Here is a 22649-nt window from a genome sequence, read left to right as displayed (position 1 = left end):
CATTATTACTAATTTCGAAAGTGATCCCAAAGTCACACAATCTACCTTTCGACTGAGCATTCGCGCCCAAAATCACAGTTATTCATTCTATTAGTAAATACTAATCTTAATAATATTTATTTAATTCTCCTATATTTATTTTATTTCCTACTTTTGTAAGAGTATAATAAATCAATTACTTAATCAGTATTTATATGTTTTCAGGAATAGTAGAAGAAGCTGCAAAAGTAGTAGCTGTGCGTAAAGAAAGCGAGAATCTCCATTTAACAGTTCGCTGCTCTTTTGTCAAAGAATTGAAGATTGACCAAAGTATAGCTCACAATGGGGTGTGTCTTACAGTTGTAGATCTTACCGAAGACACATACACCGTAACTGCAATTAAAGAAACGTTAGAGAGATCAAACCTAGGTCTTCTCAAAATAAATGATAAAGTAAACCTCGAAAGAAGTATGCTTATGAATGGCAGACTGGATGGACACATCGTACAAGGTCATGTTGATCAGACTGCACGCTGCACTAAAATAGAAGAAGCTGATGGAAGTTGGTATTTCACATTCGAGTATGATTACGATAAGGAAATGGCTAAAAAGGGTTACTTAACAGTAGACAAAGGATCTGCTACAGTAAACGGCGTAAGCCTTACAGTTTTCAATACCACTGACAATTCATTTCAAGTAGCAATTATTCCCTATACATACGAGCACACAAATTTTCACCAATTTGAGGTTGGAAGTATCGTAAATTTAGAGTTTGACATTATAGGAAAATATATCAGCAGGATAGCAGCTATAAAATAATGGTTATCAACACCTACAGAAAGTCAAGAATTAAGATTCAAGCTTAACAGATCAAGCATAAACAACAGCCAGTTCCTCTCAAGTAGGATTACTGAAAAATAGAATTATAGCCAAATTTATCACAGAATAAATCGTGGCTTAAAAGGAAAGAAAGGACTCGTCTTCAAGACAGTCCTTTTTTTCTTTGGAAAAACATCAAAATATCGCGTATTCTTAAAAAAATCACTCCACAAACAACTAAAACTAGAGATAATAAAACATTTTTTATACTTTTACGATAAATTCACAGCAAAACAAACACCCAATAATCAAGCATGGCGATATCATCAGAAAGTAAATCAAACAACAATCTTCTATTTTATTATATAATAATAGCACTGACTCTAGGCGTAATAGTAGGACAATGCGTACATAGTTTCTGTTCTTTAAAAACTATCGTTTTAGTTTCGGAAAACATCAAACTACTTGGTACTATATTCATACGTCTGATACAGATGATTGTTGCTCCTTTAGTTTTCTGTACAATTATTGTCGGCATTTCGAAGATGGGAGACATGAAAATGGTAGGTCGTGTAGGCGGAAAAGCCATGCTTTGGTTTATATCTGCTTCACTTATATCTCTTACCATCGGCTTGGTGTGGATAAATATATTAAGACCGGGAGACACAGCGACTCTTGATCTTAGCAATACAGCAAATGCTACTGATCTTATAGCAAATAGCCAGAAATTGACTTTGGCAGAGTTCGTAAATCACTTTATACCAAAGAGTTTATTTGAAGCTTTAGCACACAACGAAATACTTCAAATTTTGGTATTCGCCGTTATATTCGGAGTGGCACTAGCTTCTTTCGGTGAAAAAGGTGCACCCGTAACCAAAGTTCTTGACATAATATCTCACGTTATCCTAAAAATAGTAGGCTACATTATGTGGATCGCCCCGATTGCAGTATTCGGAACTATTACTGCTGCCGTAAGCTCTCATGGATTATCCATATTTAAATTATACGCCCACTTCCTACTAGCTTTCGTTATCGGAATGATATCACTATGGATTGTATTGATATTGATAGGTTACCTCATTTTAGGCAAAAGAGTATTTGCTTTAATCAAAGCAATCAAGAGTCCTTTACTTATCGCTTTTTCAACAACAAGTAGCGAGGCTGTATTCCCGAAACTGATTGATGAACTGGAAAAATTTGGATGCAATCCTAAGATAGTATCGTTTATCCTACCCTTAGGATATTCATTCAATTTGGATGGAAGCATGATGTATATGACTTTTGCCAGTATATTTATAGCACAATTATATGGAGTTGAGATGGACTTATCAACTCAGATAATAATGCTTCTCGTTTTGATGCTTACAAGCAAAGGTATAGCCGGAGTTCCACGAGCATCTTTAATAATTATTGTAGCAACATGTGCAATGTTTGGCATCCCACCCGAAGGTGTAGCACTTCTTATACCTATTGATCACTTTTGCGATATGGCTCGCAGTATGACAAATGTATTAGGAAACGGTCTTGCCACAACCGTAGTCAGCAAATGGGAAAAAGGATTGGATCCTCAAAGCTCCTAAAACTATTCAATAGCTAACAATATTATTACAGTTTTCTAACCTTTACCTATATGCAGATAATAATTAAGATTGCTACCTTTGCCAACTCATTATTATAAGCATAGTATTTTATATACGACACTTAATTAAAAGAAAGAACAAGAAATAGATCTACCATTTTAAAACCATATCTTTTATGAATATTCTATTATTGGGAAGCGGAGGACGCGAACATGCTTTGGCTTGGAAAATATTGCAAAGTCCTAAAATCGACAAACTATATGTTGCCCCCGGAAATGCAGGTATTGGACAAATTGCCGAAACCTTGAATATTTCGCCGACTGATTTTACCTCTGTGAAAGCCGAAGTTATTGACAAAAAGATTGATATGGTAATAGTGGGTCCCGAAGATCCATTGGTAAAAGGAATCTACGATTTTTTCATCAACGATCAAGATATCAAACATATTCCTGTTATAGGACCATCTAAACTTGGTGCAGAGCTTGAAGGCAGCAAAGATTTTGCTAAACGCTTTATGATGCGCCACAATATACCAACAGCTCGCTACAAAAGCTTCACCGCTGAAAACTTAAATGACGCTTATACTTTCCTCGAAGAACTAAAAGCACCTTATGTACTTAAGGCCGACGGACTAGCAGCAGGCAAAGGTGTTCTTATCATCAATAATTTAGAGGAAGCTAAAGCTGAACTAAAAGCCATGTTGGGAGGAATGTTTGGCGCAGCAAGTAATACTGTTGTTATTGAAGAATTCCTTTCAGGTATCGAATGCTCTGTATTTGTGCTCACTGATGGAAAATCATATAAGATACTACCTGTAGCTAAAGATTATAAAAGAATAGGAGAAGGAGACACCGGTCCTAATACCGGAGGTATGGGAGCTGTATCGCCTGTTTCTTTTGCTGACGCAACCTTTATGAAAAAGGTTGAAGAACGTATAATAATACCTACAGTAAAAGGATTACAAAGCGACAACATTATATACAAAGGATTCATATTTATCGGCTTGATCGAAGTACAAGGCGAACCTATGGTTATTGAATACAATGTAAGAATGGGAGATCCAGAAACGGAGGTAGTAATGCTACGCATACAATCGGACTTTGTAGACTTGCTTGAAGGTGTTGCTAAAGAAACGCTAGACTCTAAAAATCTTGAAATAGATAGTCGCTATGCAACAACAGTTATGGTTGTTTCAGGAGGTTATCCAGGAGATTATGAAAAAGGAAAAGCTATTTCAGGATTAGCATCTATTGAGGACAGTATTGTTTTTCATGCAGGAACTACTAATGCAAACAATTCAATAGTAACAAACGGAGGACGCGTAATTGCCATCAGTTCATACGGAAACAGTAAAGACGAAGCTCTAAGCAAGTCATTTACAAATGCTGATAAGATTGATTTTGAAGGTAAATATTACAGAAAAGATATAGGTTTCGACCTACAATAAAAAATTCAACAGTTATTTCTAACTAAAAAAGACAGGGAGAAATAACTGTTACTTTCAATAATTGCCAAGTATAAAAAGGTATTGAACCTCAGAAAGTAAAATCAGATCCCTATCATTAATGGATGCAATAAGACAATATAAAAAAAGCATCGTTGAGAATAAAAACCTAGTTTTATTTTCAATACTATTAACACTCCTTATACGGTTTGTTATCTTTTACTTTTCAAAGGACATTACTAGTAATGATAGTATTGGAGCAGGTTATCTTTGGGATGGAATTTCGTCGTTACTCCTATCCAACAAATCCATTTCCTTTATAATCAGCACATTTTTTGTATTCGCCATATCATTCTATGCATCACAATTAAATGCGAAACATGGGTTAATCAGAAATCGGACCTACCTTTTATATGTATTTGGTAGCCTTATTTTCAGTTCCCATCCCGTATTTATATACATGACTCATTATTATGTCTCAGCACTTGCATTTCTTATATGCATAGACATACTTTTCAGTTCTTATCAAGATAAAACAGAAGCTAGAAATGCCTATGCTATCGGATTTATATTAGGCATAAGCAGTCTTTTCTCTTTCTATGTATTGATGTATTTGCCTTTATTCTTGATGGGCTTCAGAATGATGCGTATTTTTAATTTCAAAACATTTATTATTTCATTATTAGGTATAACAACAATATATTGGCTATCCTTTGCCTTTTTCTTTTGGCAAAATAATGTTGCAGGATTTTTAAACCCTTTCGAACATTTATACCCAATATTGAATAATGCGCTGGAAAGCACATCATTTTCAGGGGAAAGTTTATTAACTGCAATAGCTTTAATTCTTCTGATCATTATATCTCTAGATTATCAAACCAATTCTTTTCGAGACAAAATAAGAATCAGGGCTAATATTCAATTTTTACACCTAGCCTCTTTATTCTCGATTCTTACATTTTTCTTTATTATCTACGATCCGACACTCAATTTATATATGCTCTCATGTAGTATTTCAATCTTGCTGGCTCATTTTTTCACGTTAGTGGAGCAGAAATGGAAGGTTATCACCTTCTATATTTTGATATTAGTATACTTTTCATGCTGCTTTCTCAATTTGCTGAAATAAGTAATAAAGAGTATATTAGTGCATTGACTCGTATTTTCTGAGCAAAAAAACATCATTATTGGAAAATTATTCCTTATTTCGCAGTTTAAAACAATTTTTATCGAAATATTCGACCCATTTATGCAACTTTCATTCACGGCTCAACAAATTGCTGATTTTCTGAAGGGAACAATCGAAGGCGACCCCAATATTCAAGTTAGTAATTTTTCTAAAATAGAAGAAGGAAAACCTGGCTCATTATCATTTTTGGCCAATCCGAAATACACCAATTATATATATTCAACTGACGCAAGTATCGTTTTAGTTAACAATGACTTTGTTGCTGAGAAACCCGTAAAGGCTACTCTTATCAGGGTATTTAATGCATACGCAGGTTTGGCAATGCTTTTGGATATGGTCGAGAAATCGAAGCCCAAAAAGAAAGGTATCGAACCTATGAGCTTTATTGCTGATAGTGTAAAACTGGGTAGTGATGTATATGTAGGAGCTTTTGCATATATTGGTGAAAAGGCAACTATAGGTGACAACACACTTGTACACCCTCAAGTATATATAGGAGAAGGTTGCACAATAGGTGAAAACACAATACTATATCCGGGAGTAAAAATATATCCGGGATGTAAAATAGGGAATAATTGTATCATTCATTCAGGAGCAGTAATCGGATCCGATGGATTTGGTTTTGCACCCGAAGGAGACATATATAAAAAAATACCACAAATGGGCATCGTTATCATTGAAGACGATGTTGAGATAGGTGCAAATACAACCATAGACAGAGCTGTGATGGATGCAACCATTATTCGTCACGGAGTGAAACTTGACAATCTTATTCAGGTAGCTCACAACGTCGAAGTGGGAGCTAATACAGTTATGGCTGCTCAGGTAGGCATATCGGGCTCTACTAAAGTTGGAGAGCATTGTATGATTGGTGGACAAGTAGGTCTGGGAGGACATATAACCATCGGCAACAATGCCAACATTGGTGCACAAGCAGGTATTATAAGCAATATCAAAGAAAATGCTCAAATACTTGGATCACCTGCTATTCCAGTGAAAGACTTTTTCAGATCGAGCATTGTATTTCCTAAACTTCCTGACATGTATCGTCAGTTAGCTCAATTAGAAAAAGAAATACAACAATTAAAAGACGAACAAAATAAACAATCTAAATAAAAAGCATCCTCTAAGATGTTATATATGAGGAATTAAAATGGAGAAACAAAAAACACTAAAAGAGAGTTTTTCTTTACAGGGAAAAGGATTACACACAGGGTTACCTATTACTATTAAATTTAATCCTGCTCCGGAAAATCACGGATACAAGATCAAAAGAATAGATCTTGAAGGCGAACCTGTAATAGATGCTCTTGCCGAAAATGTAGGAGGAACACAGAGAGGTACTGTTCTTATAAAAGGCGGAGTTCAAGTAAGCACTGTAGAACATGCAATGTCTGCTTTGTATGCTTTGAACGTTGATAATTGCCTAATAGAAGTAGATGCTCCTGAATTTCCAATTCTTGACGGAAGTGCTATACAATATGTTCAGGCGATTAAAAAAGTAGGATTGGTAGAACAAGAAGCCGATCGCGATTTTTATATCGTTCGCAGAAAAATGGAAATTTGTGATGAGGAAACTGGTTCTAAGCTAATTCTGCTTCCTGATGAAAATTTCTGCATTAATTCGTTTATTGAATTCGAATCAACATACATACCTAATCAATCGGCATCTCTTGATGATATGAATGATTTTGAGAAAGAAATAGCAAGTGCTAGAACTTTTGTTTTTGTAAGAGATATTCAACAATTACTAGAAGCCGGTCTTATTAAAGGTGGTGATCTGGATAATGCCATCGTAATATACGAACGCCAGATATCACAAGAGGCTTTAGATAAGCTAGGCGATCTACTTGGAGTAGCACATAAAGATGCTTCTGAATTGGGATACATCAACAATAAACCAATCCAATCGCCAAACGAACCTGCTCGTCATAAATTATTAGATATTATTGGTGATATGGCTCTGATTGGCAAGCCAATTAAAGGACGTGTGATTGCAACACGCCCAGGTCATAGGATCAACAACCAGATGGCACGTGCTATCCGTAAACAGATCAAGCTAAACGATGTACAACCTCCGGTTTATGATGTAACTAAAGAGCCAGTTCTTGACATCAACAAAATAAAGGAACTACTACCCCACCGATATCCATTTTTAATGGTTGATAAAATCATCGAAATAGGACAGCAACATATAGTGGGTGTAAAAAATATAACAACCAATGAACCCTTCTTTCAAGGACACTTTCCTCAGGAGCCTGTAATGCCCGGAGTATTGCAAATTGAAGCAATGGCACAAATTGGAGGTGTATTAGTTCTGGCTAGAGTAGATGAGCCTGAAAGATATTCAACTTATTTTCTAAAAATAGATAACGTAAAATTCCGTCAAAAGGTAGTACCTGGTGACACCCTGATTTTCAGATTAGACTTTACATCTGAAATCAGACGAGGTATTGCAAACATGAAGGGTTATGCTTTTGTTGGGGAAAAAGTAGTTTCAGAAGCTGAATTTACTGCCCAAATCGTAAAAAATAAATAATTTAAAATTTGATCCATGTCAAATATCTCGTCTAATGCATTCATACACCCAAATGCCCAAATAGGCAAAAATGTAACCATAGAGCCATTTGCTTATATTGATGACAATACGGTGATTGGGGACGGCACATATATTATGTCGAATGCAAACATCAGATCTGGAGCTCGTATCGGCGAAAATTGTACAATTTATCCCGGTGCAGTGGTATCAGGAATACCTCAAGATTTAAAATTTCACGGTGAAGATTCTATTGCTGTTATTGGCAACAATACAACAGTGAGAGAATGCGTTACAATAAGCAGAGGAACCGACTCAAAAGGAAAAACTATTGTAGGAAACAACTGTTTACTTATGGCTTATAGTCATGTTGCACACGATTGTGTTCTACAAAACAATATCATAATAGGAAACGCAACCCAGCTTGCTGGAGAAGTTGAAATAGATGATTTTGCAATATTAAGCGGAGGTGTTTTAGTACATCAATTCACTCGTATTGGGAAACATGTAATGATACAAGGCGGAACACGATTAGGAAAGGATATTCCTCCCTACATAATTGCAGGTCGCGACCCTGTCGCTTATGCAGGTATTAATCTTGTAGGATTACGCCGTAGAGGTTTTACTAATGAGCAAATCAATCAGATTCAAGAGATCTATCGCCTGATTTATCAATCGGGATACAACTTCTCTGATGCGACTGCTAAAATTGAGCAGGAATTAGAAAAGACAGCCGAATCTCAATTAATCGTAGAGTTCATCAAAAACTCACCACGAGGTATTGTTAGAGGCTATCTATAAAAAAGACATTTAATTCTCAGAATAAATAAGCCCTCGGAAATAATATTTCCGAGGGCTTATTATATATCTACTTATCATTTAAAAGAATACATATATCCTTTGTATCCTACAACCATTAAAAGAGACAGTCCTTAATATCTTAATATAACTCTCTCGCCTAACACCTTTGCTAAAGTCTTCTTTATGCCATCAAGTTCTTTTAATTGCTGCATGAGTACCACAGAACCATCAAAATCACCTGCTTTCTGCGCATGCTTCATTTTCTCCTTGATCGTTCTCATTTGATGGGTGATAAAAGCATCTTTCAACTCTGTAAGAACTCGAGGGACTGACGTCTCTAAATGTTTTTCCTCAGCCATAGGAGTTTCCTCCTTTTTAACGTCACCATACTGCTTTGTATGCACTTTACTTAACTCGTATCTATCTTCTAACAGATTGGCCGTTAAACGGCTTATTTCTTGCTTAGGATGAGCCAAGAAGTAACGGGCAGGAACAAAGGTCTGATCTTCCATCATATTAATAGCTTCTTCCAGAATTTCTTTATACAATGTATTTTGAAACCACAGACCATCTCGTTCTAAATCAAACTTAATATATTCTAATACTGTTATATTCTCGTGAGCCTCTTCTCCTTCTTCCAACTCTCTCTGAATCATTTGCAGAGTACCGAATCGGACAACATAATATAGAATAGCCAATTCAAATTTATCGAATGGAGAATTTGCTACTATTTGCGGTTGAAATTCCTCTGGAATATTTAATGGAGGAAAATCATCTGGATTAGGCTGAAAACTATTTTGTTGCGATTGAAACTGAGGTTGTTTTTGCCCTTCTTTCTCAAGATAAGCCAATCGTTTTTTATTGATTTCATCAATTAAAACCCTCTCATCGACACCTAATAACACACTACAATCGCGTGTATATACGGAGCGAATAATTCCATCGGGAATAATGGAAATACTATTTACAATATCAGATATTAGCGAAGCTCTTTTTATAGGATCTTCTCCCGCATCATCCAATAAAAGTTGTGTTTTGAAACGAATAAAGTCTACTTCATGCTGCCTGATATAGGAAGTAAACGATTCTGCATTTTGCTTTTGAGAGAAGGAGTCAGGGTCTTCACCATTCGGTAGAAGAACCACCTTTATATTCATCCCATCCTCCAACAATAAGTCAATACCTCTTAGAGCTGCTTTTATACCAGCTGCATCACCATCATAAATAACGGTTATATTCGTTGTAAAACGATGTATGAGTTTTATCTGCCCAATAGTCAAAGCTGTGCCCGAAGACGAAACAACATTCTCTATACCCGCCTGATGCATCGAAATAACATCCGTGTAACCTTCTACAAGAAAACAACAATCAGCTTTCGAGATAGCTTGTTTGGCAAAATAGATCCCATATAACTGATCACTCTTGTGATAAATATCACTTTCGGGCGAATTTACGTATTTACCTGTGTTCTCTGCCTTTTTGAGAATACGTCCTCCAAAGGCAACCACTTTTCCCGAAAGTGTATGTACAGGGAACATAACGCGACCACGAAAGCGATCAACTACATAGTTATCGCCTTCGATAGTCAATCCCGTTCTTACCAGATAATCTTTATTAAAACCATTCTTTAAGGCATCTTGAGTTAAAGCATCTCTTTGCTCAAGACTATATCCTAGTTGAAATTTCTTAATAATATCGTCTCTGAATCCTCGTTCTCTGAAATAACTTAATCCAACAGTTTTTCCTTCACTATGCTGATGAAGTGTATTTACAAAATAAGTGCGTGCATACTCGTTTAGGATGAAGAGACTCTCCCGTTCATTATAAGCATTTTTTTGCTCTTCTGTTAGTTCTTTCTCCTGTATCTCGATGTTATACTTTTTTGCCAGATAACGAAGAGCTTCGTAATACGAAAGTTGCTCGTGCTTCATTATAAAATGCACGGCACTTCCTCCCTCTCCACACGCAAAACATTTACATATATTTTTGGAGGGAGAAACATAAAAAGAAGGTGTTTTATCGGAGTGAAACGGGCACAATCCGACAAAATTTATTCCTTTTTTCTTAAGCGTAACAAATTCTGCAACAACATCTTCAATGCGTGCAGCTTCCATTATCCTATCTATCGTAAGTTGATCTATCATCTTTTTTCCTCCAAGGAACGAAGTTACACAATAAACTTCAATAATAAAGTTAAGGGCTCAGACCTTTTTCATAGATTACTGTAGGGACCAACCTATGTGCTCATCCAACAGAGCAGACACGTAGGTCTGCTGTACGACATGAAAATAAAAAAGCACCTCAATTGCTTGAAGTGCTTTTTTATGAAGTGGGAAAAGATTAAGCGCGAGCCACTCTCTTTTCTTTAATTCTTGCTTTTTTACCTGTAAGAGCACGTAGGTAATATAGTTTCGCTCTACGAACTTTACCAACTTTGTTTACAGTGATACTGTCGATAAATGGAGACTCTAGAGGAAAGATACGTTCTACTCCAATATTATCTGACATTTTACGCACAGTAAAGCGTTTTTTAGTGCCGTGTCCACCAATTTTGATAACAACACCACGATACTGTTGTACACGCTCTTTGTTACCCTCTTTGATACGATATGCTATAGTTACAGTATCTCCACTTTTAAATTGAGGATGTTCTTTACCTGTAGCAAATGCATCTTGTGCAATCTTCATTAAATCCATGACTATTATAGCTTTATATTGTAAAACAATACGCAATATTCACGAGTTTGTCTCGTCAGAGATTGCGCAAAGCGGATGCAAAAATATAAACAATTATCGTAACTGACAAGTACCCATGCATTTTTAAGCAAATTCATTTACTTAATTGCCGATATTATCAATTTACGATCTTAATACTTGAAACTACTTCCGCCCATAAATTCTCTCAGCAACGATGTAGGAGGCATCTCCGAATCATTTATATAGCTGAAATAACTCAAAAACTTAAGCAAACGACTTGCTTCTGAAAACTCAGCAGCCGTTTTAGGAACCTGAATAAGAATAGGTTCGGCATATTTACGCAATGCAGCCAACTCATACATAATTGCAGAATTGAACATTACATCCGCATTTTCCTGATAAGGGAAAATCCATTTTTCTTCACCACGTCTTACACTATCCCATCTTGAGATGGTATCAATAGCCGAATAGTTTCGGTAATTAAAATCTCTCACCAATCGTCTGATTAAACGATTGTCGGTAGTAGATATCCAGTTATGATCATCTAATGATATGGTGGTTAGAGCCGAAACATATATCAAAAACTTCTTACTATCATCTATTTGTTTAGTAAGTTCAGGATTCAATCCATGAATACCTTCTATAATAATAACATTATGTTCGTCTATTTGTAGCTCATGTCCATTATATTCGCGTTGCCCTGTTGTAAAATTATAGGTTGGCAAAGATACTTTCTCTCCTTTCAACAGACGCGACATATCATCATTGAATTGCTCCAAATCGAGAGCATACAACGATTCATAGTCATAATCTCCATTCTCATCCTTTGGAGTATCTGCACGATTTACAAAATAGTCATCCAACGAAATACCGACAGGTTTTATAAGGTTGACCATCAATTGTACTTCAAGGCGTTTCCTAAAAGTCGTTTTTCCTGATGAAGAAGGACCCGAAACCATCACAATGCGAACTCCTTTCTTAAAACGACCGGCAATTTTCTCAGCAATATCACCAATAGATCTCTCCTGAAGAGCCTCGGCAACTTTCACCACATCCGACATATTTCCGTTCTTATTCGCCTTATTTAGGTCAGATACGTTTTCCAACCCGAGTATATTCAAGAACCTTAAATGTTCTGAATAAACTTGTTGCATCTTAGGTTGCTCGATACGAGGTTCTAATTCGATAGGGTTATTTCTATTGGGAACACGTAACAAAAACCCATTAAGGTATGGTTCAATATCGTACAAGTTTATATATCCACTCGAAGGAACTAAATACCCATAGAAATAATCAAAATAATCTCCTAAGCGGTAGTATTTCGAATAAACCGAATCTGATGCTTCCAGCAATGCTGCTTTATCTTCAAACCCGCGTTCTCTGAAAAGTTCTACAACTTTGTCTTTCTCATCTTCTAATGCCACAAACGGAATATCCTCTTTAATGAGCTCATCCATTACAGCCTTTATCTTATTGATATCCTTTTCAGTAAGCTTGTCTTTGCCATCTACTCGTCCATAATATCCTTTAGAGATAGGATGTTCAATTCGCATTCTGGCATTAGGAAAGACTTCCGAGATGGCTTTTGCTAATATAAAGCACAACGAACGCACATACGTTCTCATTCCCGAAGACTCACTAATATCAACAAACTCGATATGCTTAGGTTGATACAACCTGTAATCTAGTGATTCTGTCTTATTATTAACCTTACAATTAACTATCAGATAAGGCTTTTCTATTTTCAACAATTTCTGAGCCTCTGCTAAAGTAATACCTAAAGGCAAATAATGATGTTGATTGTCATTCTTGCAGAATACTTGAAAAATTTGATTCATATATTTTCATTTTAAGGTCTCAGACCTATTTGTTATCCATTCAGGTACTAAATATTAATAGCTATAGATAGCTCTAAGATATATCTTTAGATACTTTCTCTCAATTAATAAAAGTAAAGTTAACAATTATAATTTATCCTTCATAATAAGTGTTCCTTTCCTCTGCAAAATAAGATTTCTACTACTGAATCTATTGATATCTACAAGATACCCTTCAGTCTACGTCCTCCTCAGATATCCACTCATCGTCAAATGTATTACGCCATGCTTTCCAGCCATATTGCAAGAAGTATATTTCATTTACAGATGGATCTATTTTTGTAATTTCTTCGAGACAAACCAATTTAGCATCATTACTATTAGGTTCTTCGGAGCTATGAAATTGCCAATCTCCATCCTCATTATGATAAACATATAATATTGGCTCACCTTCCAGAACTTGCCTAGTTGTATATACTCCCAAGTTACGTTTTTCCTGAAACTTAAAATCTACATTCCTATCTAACAATGGCTGAAGCCTACTACATTTAGGTTCAAAATCATCATTCCACGGATATTTACTCTGTTTATCAGGCCAAATCAATTGTAATACAGGAAAATCAACTCCATAATCGTAAAACCAGCTCGCATAACCCAAATAGTCAGGATAGAAGGCTTTATCAACTTCGAGAAACTGAATATCATACCCTTTAAGAAAACCTTTATAAGACAAGTTTGGTTTTAAGATATGCCCTTGCTTAACTAAAGATTTTGCATGATTCAGTAAAAAGCCCAATAAGTCAATGGATAGACCAAAACAAATAATCTCAGGGTGATTATATTTCTCGTATAATCCGATAGTATATGCAAAAGCAGGAAGATAATTATCAGATTCAATCAAAGCAATGTGACAACCAAATTCTTCGATATTGTTCAATATAGTTTGCTTTGCAAGGGCATCATGTTCTTGATGTTCATCGCTCATCATCTGAATTATTTTCTTCGTTTACTGAAATTAGGATTATAACTTTTTGTCTTATTAACCGTATTGCCCCCTATTCCTGCAGGATATAACTTATTGAGTAAATCCTCTCTCTTCATCCCCTTTAACGATTTTATGATCTGAGGTTTGTAATCGTTGTTATACCAGAAGAAAAATTGCCGTTGAGCCAACTTCTCATCCTTAGTTTTTGGAGTAAATACTTTTTCAAGAGTATAAGGATGATAACCTGTATAATATATCTCAGTAGCCAAAGTCATGGGCGAAGGGGTAAAGTCCTGTACTTGTTCCAGATTGAAACCCAGAGGCTTTGTGGTTACAGCTAATTCCGCCATTTCGATTTCGGTACATCCGGGATGCGACGATATGAAATAAGGAATCATCTGCTGTTTCATGCCATAATCGTCATTCACTTTATCAAATATCTTCTTAAAAGCATAAAACTGACTGAAACTTGGTTTGCGCATAAAATTGAGAACGGTATCAGAAGTATGTTCGGGTGCTACTTTAAGACGTCCTGAAACGTGATTCTTAATGAGTTCATGAGCATACTCTTCAGAGACTTTATTCAGTTTATCATCATCCGAACGGTGAAGAAGCATATCATATCTAACGCCACTTCCAACAAACGATTTCTTGATTTTTGGGAGTGCATCTACCGATTTATATATATCCAATAACGCAGAGTGATCTACATTCAGATTCTTGCATATCTTAGGATGAATACATGACGGGCGTTTGCATTTACCACAAATTGACTCATCTTTACCGCGCATGGCATACATATTTGCTGAAGGTCCTCCCAGGTCACTTAGATATCCCTTAAAATCGGGCATCTCGGTAATCTGCTTTACTTCTTTAAGTATCGAGTTCTTAGATCGAGAAGCTACAAACTTACCTTGATGGGCAGATATTGTACAGAAAGCACATCCGCCAAAACATCCACGGTGCATATTTACCGAGAACTTGATCATCTCGAACGCAGGGATAGTCTTCTCTTTGTATTTAGGATGTGGCAATCGGGTATAAGGCAAATCAAAAGATGCATCAATCTCGTTCTCCTTCATCGGAGGATAGGGTTGATTGATAATCACATATTCATTTCCGCATTGTTGTATTATCCGAGAAGCATTCATCATATTCGATTGCTCTTCTACAACTTTAAAGTTCTTTGCCTGCTTCAATTTATCCTTCAAGCAATCTTCGTGAGGAAAAAGAACAGTATCTTTATCTTCTTCATTATAAGCATTCGTCAAATAAACCGTCTGTCTAATATCCTTCAAATCGGGAATTGATTGTCCCTCTCTCAATCGCTTTACTATTTCTCGAAGAGGTTGTTCTCCCATACCATACACCAAAACATCGGCTTTGGCATCAAACAATATCGATTTACGAAGCACATCGTCCCAATAATCATAATGGGTTACTCTACGCAACGAAGCCTCTATTCCTCCAAGAACAACAGGCACATCAGGATATAATTCTTTTAGGATATTTGTATAAACAATTGATGGTCTATCTGGGCGCATACCCGATTTACTATCAGGGGTATATGCATCATCCGAACGTAAACGTTTATTTGCTGTATAATGATTTATCATTGAATCCATAGCACCAGCCGTAACACCAAAAAACAAACGAGGTTTTCCTAGTTTCTTGAAATCACGTAAATCGTCACGCCAATTAGGCTGCGGTACTATAGCAACTTTTAACCCCTCACTTTCTAATATTCGGCCGATAACAGCAGCACCAAAAGCAGGATGATCCACATAGGCATCACCCGAGAAGAGAATAACATCTAACTCCTCCCATCCTCTCAATTCTACTTCTTTTTTGGTTGTCGGCAACCAATCTGTCAATCTGTATTCTTTCATTTGGGTACAAAAATACACCTTTTTACTCTATTTGCAGAAAACTAGGTAGTTAATAAATATAGTAGAACTACTAGGCAGCTTACAAAACTCCAATAAAAAAAGCTTCTAAAATAGAAGCTTTTCATTATTTATATCTAAAAAGGCTGATAGTAAAACAACAATCAGCCTAAAAGTGTCTTAGAAATAAACTGCAGCAGTAGCAGACCAAGTTCTGTCTTTTACCTTGTAGTTTCCATCACTTTCTTTATAATTGTCTGTCATGGCTAAGCCATAATTAACACCAATTTGTAAGAATTTGAAAAACTCTACACCTCCGCCAAAATTCAGTCCGGCTCCAAAGCTTTGTGCTTTCCATTGATCATCTACATCATTCGAAATCGCAGAAAACTTATCATCACCTGATACTTTGAAACTAATATAAGGTCCTGCATTCACAAAAGGTGTAACTGTTTTCGAAACAGGAAATTTCACTCTCACATTGACAGGTATATCTATATAGCCATTTTTATTTCTGTCACCTCCTCTGAATTTCATTCCTCTTTCCGAGTATAAAAGTCCACCTTCAAGACCATATCTTCCCTTAATCATCCATTCCAAAGATGCTCCAAGTTGAAAACCTGTTACATTTTTATCAACAAATTGATTTACACCATCATTACCCGAGATAGATACTCCCGAAAGATTTACTCCTCCTTTTGCACCAAAACGAAGTTGAGAATGAGCTGATAATGCAAATACACTTAGACAAACAAACACGAAAAAACCTTTTTTCATAAATAGTTAGTTGTTTATTAAAATCTTTAAAAGCAATTATAAAATATCTATTTCTTATAATTGCGGCTGCAAGTATATTACATTTTCTTAGTTCTGACAATAGGCACTTTCACTTTTATTAAATACAAAAATTTCAATGATCAATAATTCTGCTACTTTTGTATTAATCAATTTGGCGTATAAAAATAACTATAGGGTACTTACAAACTTTTAGATCAGCGTGTTTAGGTATAAATTAATTATAGGGTCTGTCATTATTCTGACAATGTTGGGGTGTTCTTCTAAAAAGAATACATCAAAAACTCGTATGTACCATGCTATAAACACAAAGTATAATATTTATTTTAATGCCAACGAAGCCTATAAAGAAACTTTAAAGGCAAAGCAAGCCGGATACCAAGACAATCTTTCTCAAATCATAGCTATATATCCCAGCCCTCCCATAGATGAAGAGCTGAAAAAGAATACGGGAGGAAGCTTTAATATAACAGTAGATAAAACTACTAAAGCAATAAAAATCCATTCGATCCGAACCAAGCCTGAGCGTGATCCTGCCAAAAGAAAAAATCAGGAGTATCAAGCATGGTTAAAACAACAGGAGTTTAACCCTTTCCTTAAGAATGCATGGTTGCTACTAGGAAAAGCCGAATTTCAGAATGAAGATTATCTACAAGCTGTATCTACATTACTGTATGTAACACGATTATATAAAGGAAACAATGATGTAGTAGCCGAAGCCCGAATATGGATTGCCAAGGCCTACACTGCTATGGGCTGGTTTTATGAAGCAGAAGATATATTTCACAAAATAAAACTAGCAGGAGGCGTTCCCGATAATTTAACCACAGAATACAATAAAGTATATGCCGATTTCTTAATCAAGAGAAAAGAATATGAAAAGGCAATACCATTCTTAGAGCAGGCTATAAAAGACGAAAGCAATGGTTTTCAGCGAATCCGCATGCGATATTTGCTCGGACAACTATATGCCTATACCAAAAATCAAGAAAAAGCATATCAGGCATTCGAGAGTGTAATCGGACTAAACACGCCTTATCTATTTTCCTTCAATGCAAAAATGCAGCAAGCATCTTTTGTCAACAGTTCTAATAAACAAGAAATACTATCTCTACTCAACAAAATGAGTAAAGACCCTAAGAACAAAGAGTATTTAGATCAGGTGCATTATGCCATCGGAAACATCTATCTCAACAGTGAAGATACTGCCAAAGCTGTAGCCGAATACGAAAAAGCAGTAAAAGCAAGTATACGCAATGGCTACGACAAAGCTCTCAACCAGATTGCTTTGGGTGATATTTACTTTGCTCAGCAAAAATATTCGAAGGCTCAACCCAACTACTCAGAAGCTCTAGCTTCTCTAAGCAAAAAGCACGAAGCGTACCCAAGAGTCAATCTTAGATCTGAGGTATTAGATGAATTAGTAGTATACATAGAGGCTATTCATCTACAAGATAGTCTTCAATATCTTGCACAAAAGCCGTATGAGGAACAATTGGCAGTTGCCAATAAAATAATAGCAGATCTGAGAAAGAAAGACGAGGACGAAAAAAGAGAGCTGCAAAGGATTGACAGAGAAAATAATTCATCCTCTCAAAATCCAAATACCCCATTATTCGAACAAACGTCGCCTAATATACCCTCAGGTCCAGCAATAGTAGGGGGTAATAATTCGTCTTTTTATTTCTATAATCCCCAATTAGTTAATCAGGGAAAAGTAGCCTTTCAGCGCAAATGGGGAAACAGAAAACTGGAGGACAATTGGCGCAGGCGCAACAAACGTGTTACTACTTTTGACGAAGACAATATTCCGGAAAAGGAAGAGGAGAAAAATCCTGATGACCCGAATGCTCCCAAAGAGCCAAAAGATGGTACAGAAAATCAAGCAATTGTTCAAGATATTTACTCTCCAGAGTTCTATCTTCAACAAATACCAATGACCACAGAAGCTATAATAGCATCTAACGAAATCATTGAAAATGCCTATTTTAATTTAGGTAAAATATATAAAGATAAACTAGAAGATTACAATCTGGCAATAGATGCCTTTACAACCAATCTTTCACGTTTTCCTGATGGTCCAAACAGAGAAGAAATATATTACCAATTATTCTTAATCTATCTTAGATTAGGTAATAAAGAAATGACTGAACTATACAGGCGTTATCTGTTGAATTCATTCCCTAAGAGTTCATATGCTGCTGCATTAGCCGATCCTAACTATGAGTGGAATCTGAGAAATATGCATCAACTAGAAGACAACCTATATCAACAAACATACGAGGCATATCTCGCAGGAAATATAAAGACGGTAAGAGCCAACTTCCAATCAATGACCGAGAAGTATCCACTTTCGGCATTGATCCCTAAATTTATGTTCTTAAATGCTCTTACATATGCCCAAACAAATGACCCCGAGGAATTCAAAACGCATTTGCGAGAATTAATCGAAACATATCCAAAAGCAGATGCTACACCATTGGCATCGGATATGCTAAAAGGTATCTTGGGAGGAAAAGTATTATCATCCGATTCGTCTCCTGCTCGTGGTATGATATGGGATATAAGATTTGGAACAGGAGAAAATCTTGAAGAAACCGCAGGAGTAGACTTTATTGCCGATCCTGAGGCTGAATATATGTTGCTTTTCATCTACAAATCTCAAACAATAGATAAGAATCAGTTAATATACGATGTAGCCAGCTATAACTTCTCTAACTTTATTTATCAGACATTCGATTTGAGCTTCACCGAAGCCAATTCACTAGAAATGCTACAAGTTAAAGGATTCAATTCTCTAGGTGAAATAGAATCTTATATAGACAAAGCCTTCGACAAGAAATCGTTGATGGATGAGCTAGATCCTTCAATTATTCCTCTACCAATATCAACTGATAACTTTGTTGCTCTAATGAACGGTAAGAGCCTTAATGAATATTTCTTGTTCTTCGAGAAGAATTACACCAAAGAAATGGTAAAACTAATCATGTACTGGAATCAACAACGTAGCAAGAGTGCAGCACAAGCTGAAGAAAAACCGCTACCTGAAGTTGCTGCTCCTGTTATTGAGGAAACTGAACCTGAAGTGAAACCGATCGAAACGATTCCAACAAGACCAATAACTCCACCTATAAAAGAAAGCAAAGCTGATTCTAAAGAAGAAGATAAAGAAATTGGTATTTCCGATGTATTATCGGACGACCAGATACAAATTGCAGATGAAGTAATCAACAGAACGATTGATATAATAAATAACCCTGTGGATGGATTGAAAAATCTATTCAACTCTTCGAGCAACAAGCCCAAACTAAGCAAAGAAGAAAAAGCTGCTCAGAAAGCCGAAAACAAACGACTAAAAGAGTTAGAGAAACAACGAAAAGCCAAGGCGAAAGCCGAAGAGCAAGCTATAAAAGATGCAGAACAAGCACAAATAGACTCAATCGCAAATGCTGAAAGACAAAAACAAGCAGAAGAAAAAGCTGCGATAGATGCAAAAATAAACGAACAGAAGAATGCTGTAAAAGCACGTGAAGATGCACGCAAGCAACGTCAGCAAGAGCTAAAAGAAAAAGAAAAAGCTCAAAAAGAAAGATTGAAGGAGCGTGAGCGCGAACGAAATGAGCGTCTTAAGAAACAAGAAGCCGAGCGCAAAGAAAAAGAGCGTCTTGCTAAAGAGAAACAAAAACAGAAATAAACTCTTGGGTAAAATAAACAAATAGAACTCACCCAACGTTAATCAATAAGAATAACTAACGAAACAAGAAAAATGGGAACAACAACCAGCACATGGAAAAAAACATTTGCTAAAATATTTATTGTCATTATTATATTGGCAATAGGAGGAGTTATTGCTTACTTCTACTTACCCTATGGAGATAGTAGTGTAAAAGCAGGACAGCTTAATTATGTAATGCACAAGGGAATCATATTCAAAACATATGAAGGAAAACTAATACAGACCGGAATAAAGACCGGGTCGGTAGGCGGGCTACAATCTAACGAGTTCGAATTCTCAATAGAAAACAAAGAATTAGCCCAGAGACTAATGAATCTGACGGGTCAGAACGTAAAATTACACTATAAAGAATATTTTGGTGTCTTACCTTGGAGAGGTTATACCCGTTTCATTGTAGACAGCATTATTTCGGTAGAAGAAGCACCAAACCCCAATACAAATATAGATCCTAATTATCTTATAAATTATTAGGCTTAATACGTAAGAAATAAAAAAGGACTAGTTAAACTAGTCCTTTTTTTATAAATTTCACGTTAGCCCAATTATCTTTATTATTAGAATGTATAAGGCTTAGTCCATGTTTATTACACTCCTCTGTAAGAGCAGGTATATCTTCTGTATAAAAACCGCTCATAAACAATATACCCTCGGGATTCAATACAGATGCATACACATGTATATCATTCAGTAGAATATTTCTATTGATATTGGCAAGTATAACATCAAAGGTTTTATCTCCTGTTAAAAGATCAGCTCCTCCGATTTGAACATCAATATTAGAAATCTTATTTAGATCTAGGTTCTCTTTCGCATTATCATACGCCCATTCGTCAATATCTATTGCAAGAATAGGATCTGCACCTCTCATTGAAGCCAGAATACCCAAAATAGCAGTTCCACATCCCATATCCAAAACCGATTTACCTGTAAAATCCACATCCAAGATTTCACGAATCATCAGTTCCGTAGTTTGATGATGCCCTGTACCAAATGCCATTTTAGGATCTATGTATATATTATATTCATACGAAGCCGGCTCGTTATGAAATGTGCTTTGAATTATACATTTATCATCTATAATAAGAGGCTTGAAGTAATTCTTCTCCCATTCCTCATTCCAGTCTTTTCCTTCGATCAAACTTGTTGTATAAGTTATTTTCGACTCTAACGGAAAATTCTCCAGCACCGCATCTATTGCATCCTTACTATAAAGACTCTCTTGAATATAAGCAGTAGAGCCCCTCTCGGTATCTACAAAACTTTCAAAACCAATCTCAGCCAATTCAGCAGACAATACTTCGGTTATAATTTCACTATGAGGGTTGCAAAGAAACACCGCTTCAATATAATTCATCTTATCACTTTTTTTTATATACTATAAATACTCTCTTCAGATAAAGCAAGAATACTTTGCCTAGATATTATCTAATACTACGGAGCTACATGGAATTAAACTATTCTTGTTATCTCCAACAAAAATATAGCTTTTACTTCAATAAGTTTCTAGTTTTCGTTCTTTTCGAGATGTTTTATTAGATATAATGCTCTCTTTTTTTTGTAAATTTTCGTTTCTTTACAAAAAGATTGGCATTTTTCTAGAACAAACATTAAAGTTCAAATGTTTAGGTTTCATCCGATTGAGTTTAGACTAGATAAACACCAGTCTCGTTTTTAGATTTGTTAAGGATATCACGAGCAACAGAGTTTTATTTTTTGCATCTTTGTAATAATTTGAAGTAAAAAAATAGACTTTATTAAAGCGTCTATTAAACCATTTGGTAATTTAGCGAGTCTAAGAGTAAATGAGTAAAAATTTGAATCGAATTCATATAATTAGAGAGGAGATAAAATAATGAAAAGGAGTAAATTGTTATTATTAGCAGCATTGCTGCCATTAGCGGGTTTCTCTCAAAATTGGGGGGATGACATCTACGGATCGGCTCCTTCAAGAAGACAAAATAGAAATGCACAATCTAATACAACTCAACAACCCACACGAGTTTATATAGAAAACGCGAATAATTCTAATGTAAATGTTTCCACCAGAGGAGATGTTTCGATAGGCATAGATGAAAATACCAATGTCAATATAGATGATTGGGAATTTGACAATAGCAATCCGTTCAACCTACGCTACGAAGATCCCAATAGTGTAAGAATATCAAGCGACGACAACATCAATGTCTTTATCTTGAATGGTTCTTTTGACGACTACAATGCAAATAACCTAACCACCAGTCTGGCTTGGCGAAATGATCCATGGAACGACCCTTGGAATAACTGGGGCTGGAACATGGGTATGGGCATGGGCTGGGGCATGCGTCCCTGGGGCATGTGGGGCATGGGTCCCGGCTGGGGCATGGGCTGGGGAGGCGGCATGTGGGGC

Annotated in this window: 16 protein-coding genes and 1 pseudogene; 10 read left to right on the top strand and 7 right to left on the bottom strand. The window is 36.0% G+C overall.

Going from position 1 to position 22649, the window contains the following annotated elements; all coding sequences use genetic code 11:
• Positions 1 to 194 precede the first annotated feature (194 nt).
• The 7 genes from HGC4_RS00985 to lpxA all read left to right on the top strand — a co-directional run bounded on the left by HGC4_RS00985 (position 195) and on the right by lpxA (position 8347).
• Complete coding sequence (locus tag HGC4_RS00985) at positions 195 to 797, top strand: riboflavin synthase (protein WP_050708248.1); 603 nt, start codon at positions 195 to 197, stop codon at positions 795 to 797.
• Positions 798 to 1111: 314 nt separating this feature from the next.
• The gene (locus HGC4_RS00980; protein WP_050708247.1) at positions 1112 to 2377 is read left to right on the top strand and encodes a dicarboxylate/amino acid:cation symporter; all 1266 of its coding nucleotides are present in this window, start codon (positions 1112 to 1114) and stop codon (positions 2375 to 2377) included.
• Between the two features lie 175 nt (positions 2378 to 2552).
• Positions 2553 to 3824: a phosphoribosylamine--glycine ligase gene (gene purD / locus HGC4_RS00975; protein WP_050708246.1), complete on the top strand. Its 1272-nt coding sequence runs from the start codon at positions 2553 to 2555 to the stop codon at positions 3822 to 3824.
• Between the two features lie 118 nt (positions 3825 to 3942).
• A complete protein-coding gene (locus tag HGC4_RS00970; RefSeq protein ID WP_157258052.1) occupies positions 3943 to 4950 on the top strand; it encodes a hypothetical protein in 1008 nt (335 codons plus the stop codon).
• A 120-nt stretch (positions 4951 to 5070) separates the two neighbouring features.
• Complete coding sequence (gene lpxD, locus HGC4_RS00965) at positions 5071 to 6126, top strand: UDP-3-O-(3-hydroxymyristoyl)glucosamine N-acyltransferase (RefSeq protein WP_050708244.1); 1056 nt, start codon at positions 5071 to 5073, stop codon at positions 6124 to 6126.
• 37 nt (positions 6127 to 6163) lie between these two features.
• A complete protein-coding gene (locus tag HGC4_RS00960) occupies positions 6164 to 7549 on the top strand; it encodes a bifunctional UDP-3-O-[3-hydroxymyristoyl] N-acetylglucosamine deacetylase/3-hydroxyacyl-ACP dehydratase (protein WP_050708243.1) in 1386 nt (461 codons plus the stop codon).
• 15 nt (positions 7550 to 7564) lie between these two features.
• A complete protein-coding gene (gene lpxA, locus HGC4_RS00955; RefSeq protein ID WP_050708242.1) occupies positions 7565 to 8347 on the top strand; it encodes an acyl-ACP--UDP-N-acetylglucosamine O-acyltransferase in 783 nt (260 codons plus the stop codon).
• 131 nt (positions 8348 to 8478) lie between these two features.
• On the opposite strand, the gene dnaG is transcribed toward lpxA, so the two are convergent.
• The 6 genes from dnaG to HGC4_RS00925 form a co-directional block, all read right to left on the bottom strand.
• Positions 8479 to 10491 carry a DNA primase gene (gene dnaG, locus HGC4_RS00950; protein WP_050708241.1) on the bottom strand — a complete coding sequence of 671 codons (2013 nt, stop codon included), beginning with the start codon at positions 10489 to 10491 and terminating at the stop codon, positions 8479 to 8481.
• Between the two features lie 196 nt (positions 10492 to 10687).
• Complete coding sequence (rplS, locus tag HGC4_RS00945; RefSeq protein ID WP_050708240.1) at positions 10688 to 11044, bottom strand: 50S ribosomal protein L19; 357 nt, start codon at positions 11042 to 11044, stop codon at positions 10688 to 10690.
• Between the two features lie 170 nt (positions 11045 to 11214).
• Positions 11215 to 12882 carry a nucleoside kinase gene (locus HGC4_RS00940; RefSeq protein WP_050708239.1) on the bottom strand — a complete coding sequence of 556 codons (1668 nt, stop codon included), beginning with the start codon at positions 12880 to 12882 and terminating at the stop codon, positions 11215 to 11217.
• Between the two features lie 214 nt (positions 12883 to 13096).
• Entirely contained in the window at positions 13097 to 13849 is a 753-nt protein-coding gene (locus HGC4_RS00935; RefSeq protein ID WP_082204025.1) for a DUF4262 domain-containing protein, read from the bottom strand.
• Positions 13850 to 13854: 5 nt separating this feature from the next.
• Positions 13855 to 15735, bottom strand: coding sequence for a YgiQ family radical SAM protein (locus HGC4_RS00930; RefSeq protein ID WP_082204024.1), 1881 nt, complete (start codon positions 15733 to 15735; stop codon positions 13855 to 13857).
• 177 nt (positions 15736 to 15912) lie between these two features.
• Positions 15913 to 16509, bottom strand: a complete 597-nt coding sequence (locus HGC4_RS00925; protein WP_050708237.1) for a porin family protein — start codon at positions 16507 to 16509, stop codon at positions 15913 to 15915.
• Positions 16510 to 16816: 307 nt separating this feature from the next.
• Here HGC4_RS00925 and HGC4_RS00920 point away from each other — a divergent pair, with 307 nt between their 5' ends.
• Positions 16817 to 20221 carry a type IX secretion system periplasmic lipoprotein PorW/SprE gene (locus HGC4_RS00920; protein WP_050708236.1) on the top strand — a complete coding sequence of 1135 codons (3405 nt, stop codon included), beginning with the start codon at positions 16817 to 16819 and terminating at the stop codon, positions 20219 to 20221.
• 72 nt (positions 20222 to 20293) lie between these two features.
• Positions 20294 to 20734, top strand: a complete 441-nt coding sequence (locus HGC4_RS00915) for a ubiquitin family protein (RefSeq protein WP_050708235.1) — start codon at positions 20294 to 20296, stop codon at positions 20732 to 20734.
• A gap of 31 nt (positions 20735 to 20765) precedes the next feature.
• Here HGC4_RS00915 and prmA read toward each other — a convergent pair whose 3' ends face one another.
• Positions 20766 to 21617, bottom strand: coding sequence for a 50S ribosomal protein L11 methyltransferase (gene prmA / locus HGC4_RS00910; protein ID WP_050708234.1), 852 nt, complete (start codon positions 21615 to 21617; stop codon positions 20766 to 20768).
• A gap of 498 nt (positions 21618 to 22115) precedes the next feature.
• Here prmA and HGC4_RS18770 point away from each other — a divergent pair.
• Positions 22116 to 22649: pseudogene (locus tag HGC4_RS18770) on the top strand (hypothetical protein); the annotation flags it as partial.

The organism is Dysgonomonas sp. HGC4 (genome assembly GCF_001261715.1).
Lineage (GTDB): Bacteria > Bacteroidota > Bacteroidia > Bacteroidales > Dysgonomonadaceae > Dysgonomonas_A.
The sequence above is the reverse complement of the archived record's forward strand: the minus strand, read 5'-3'. Positions and strand labels throughout refer to the sequence as shown.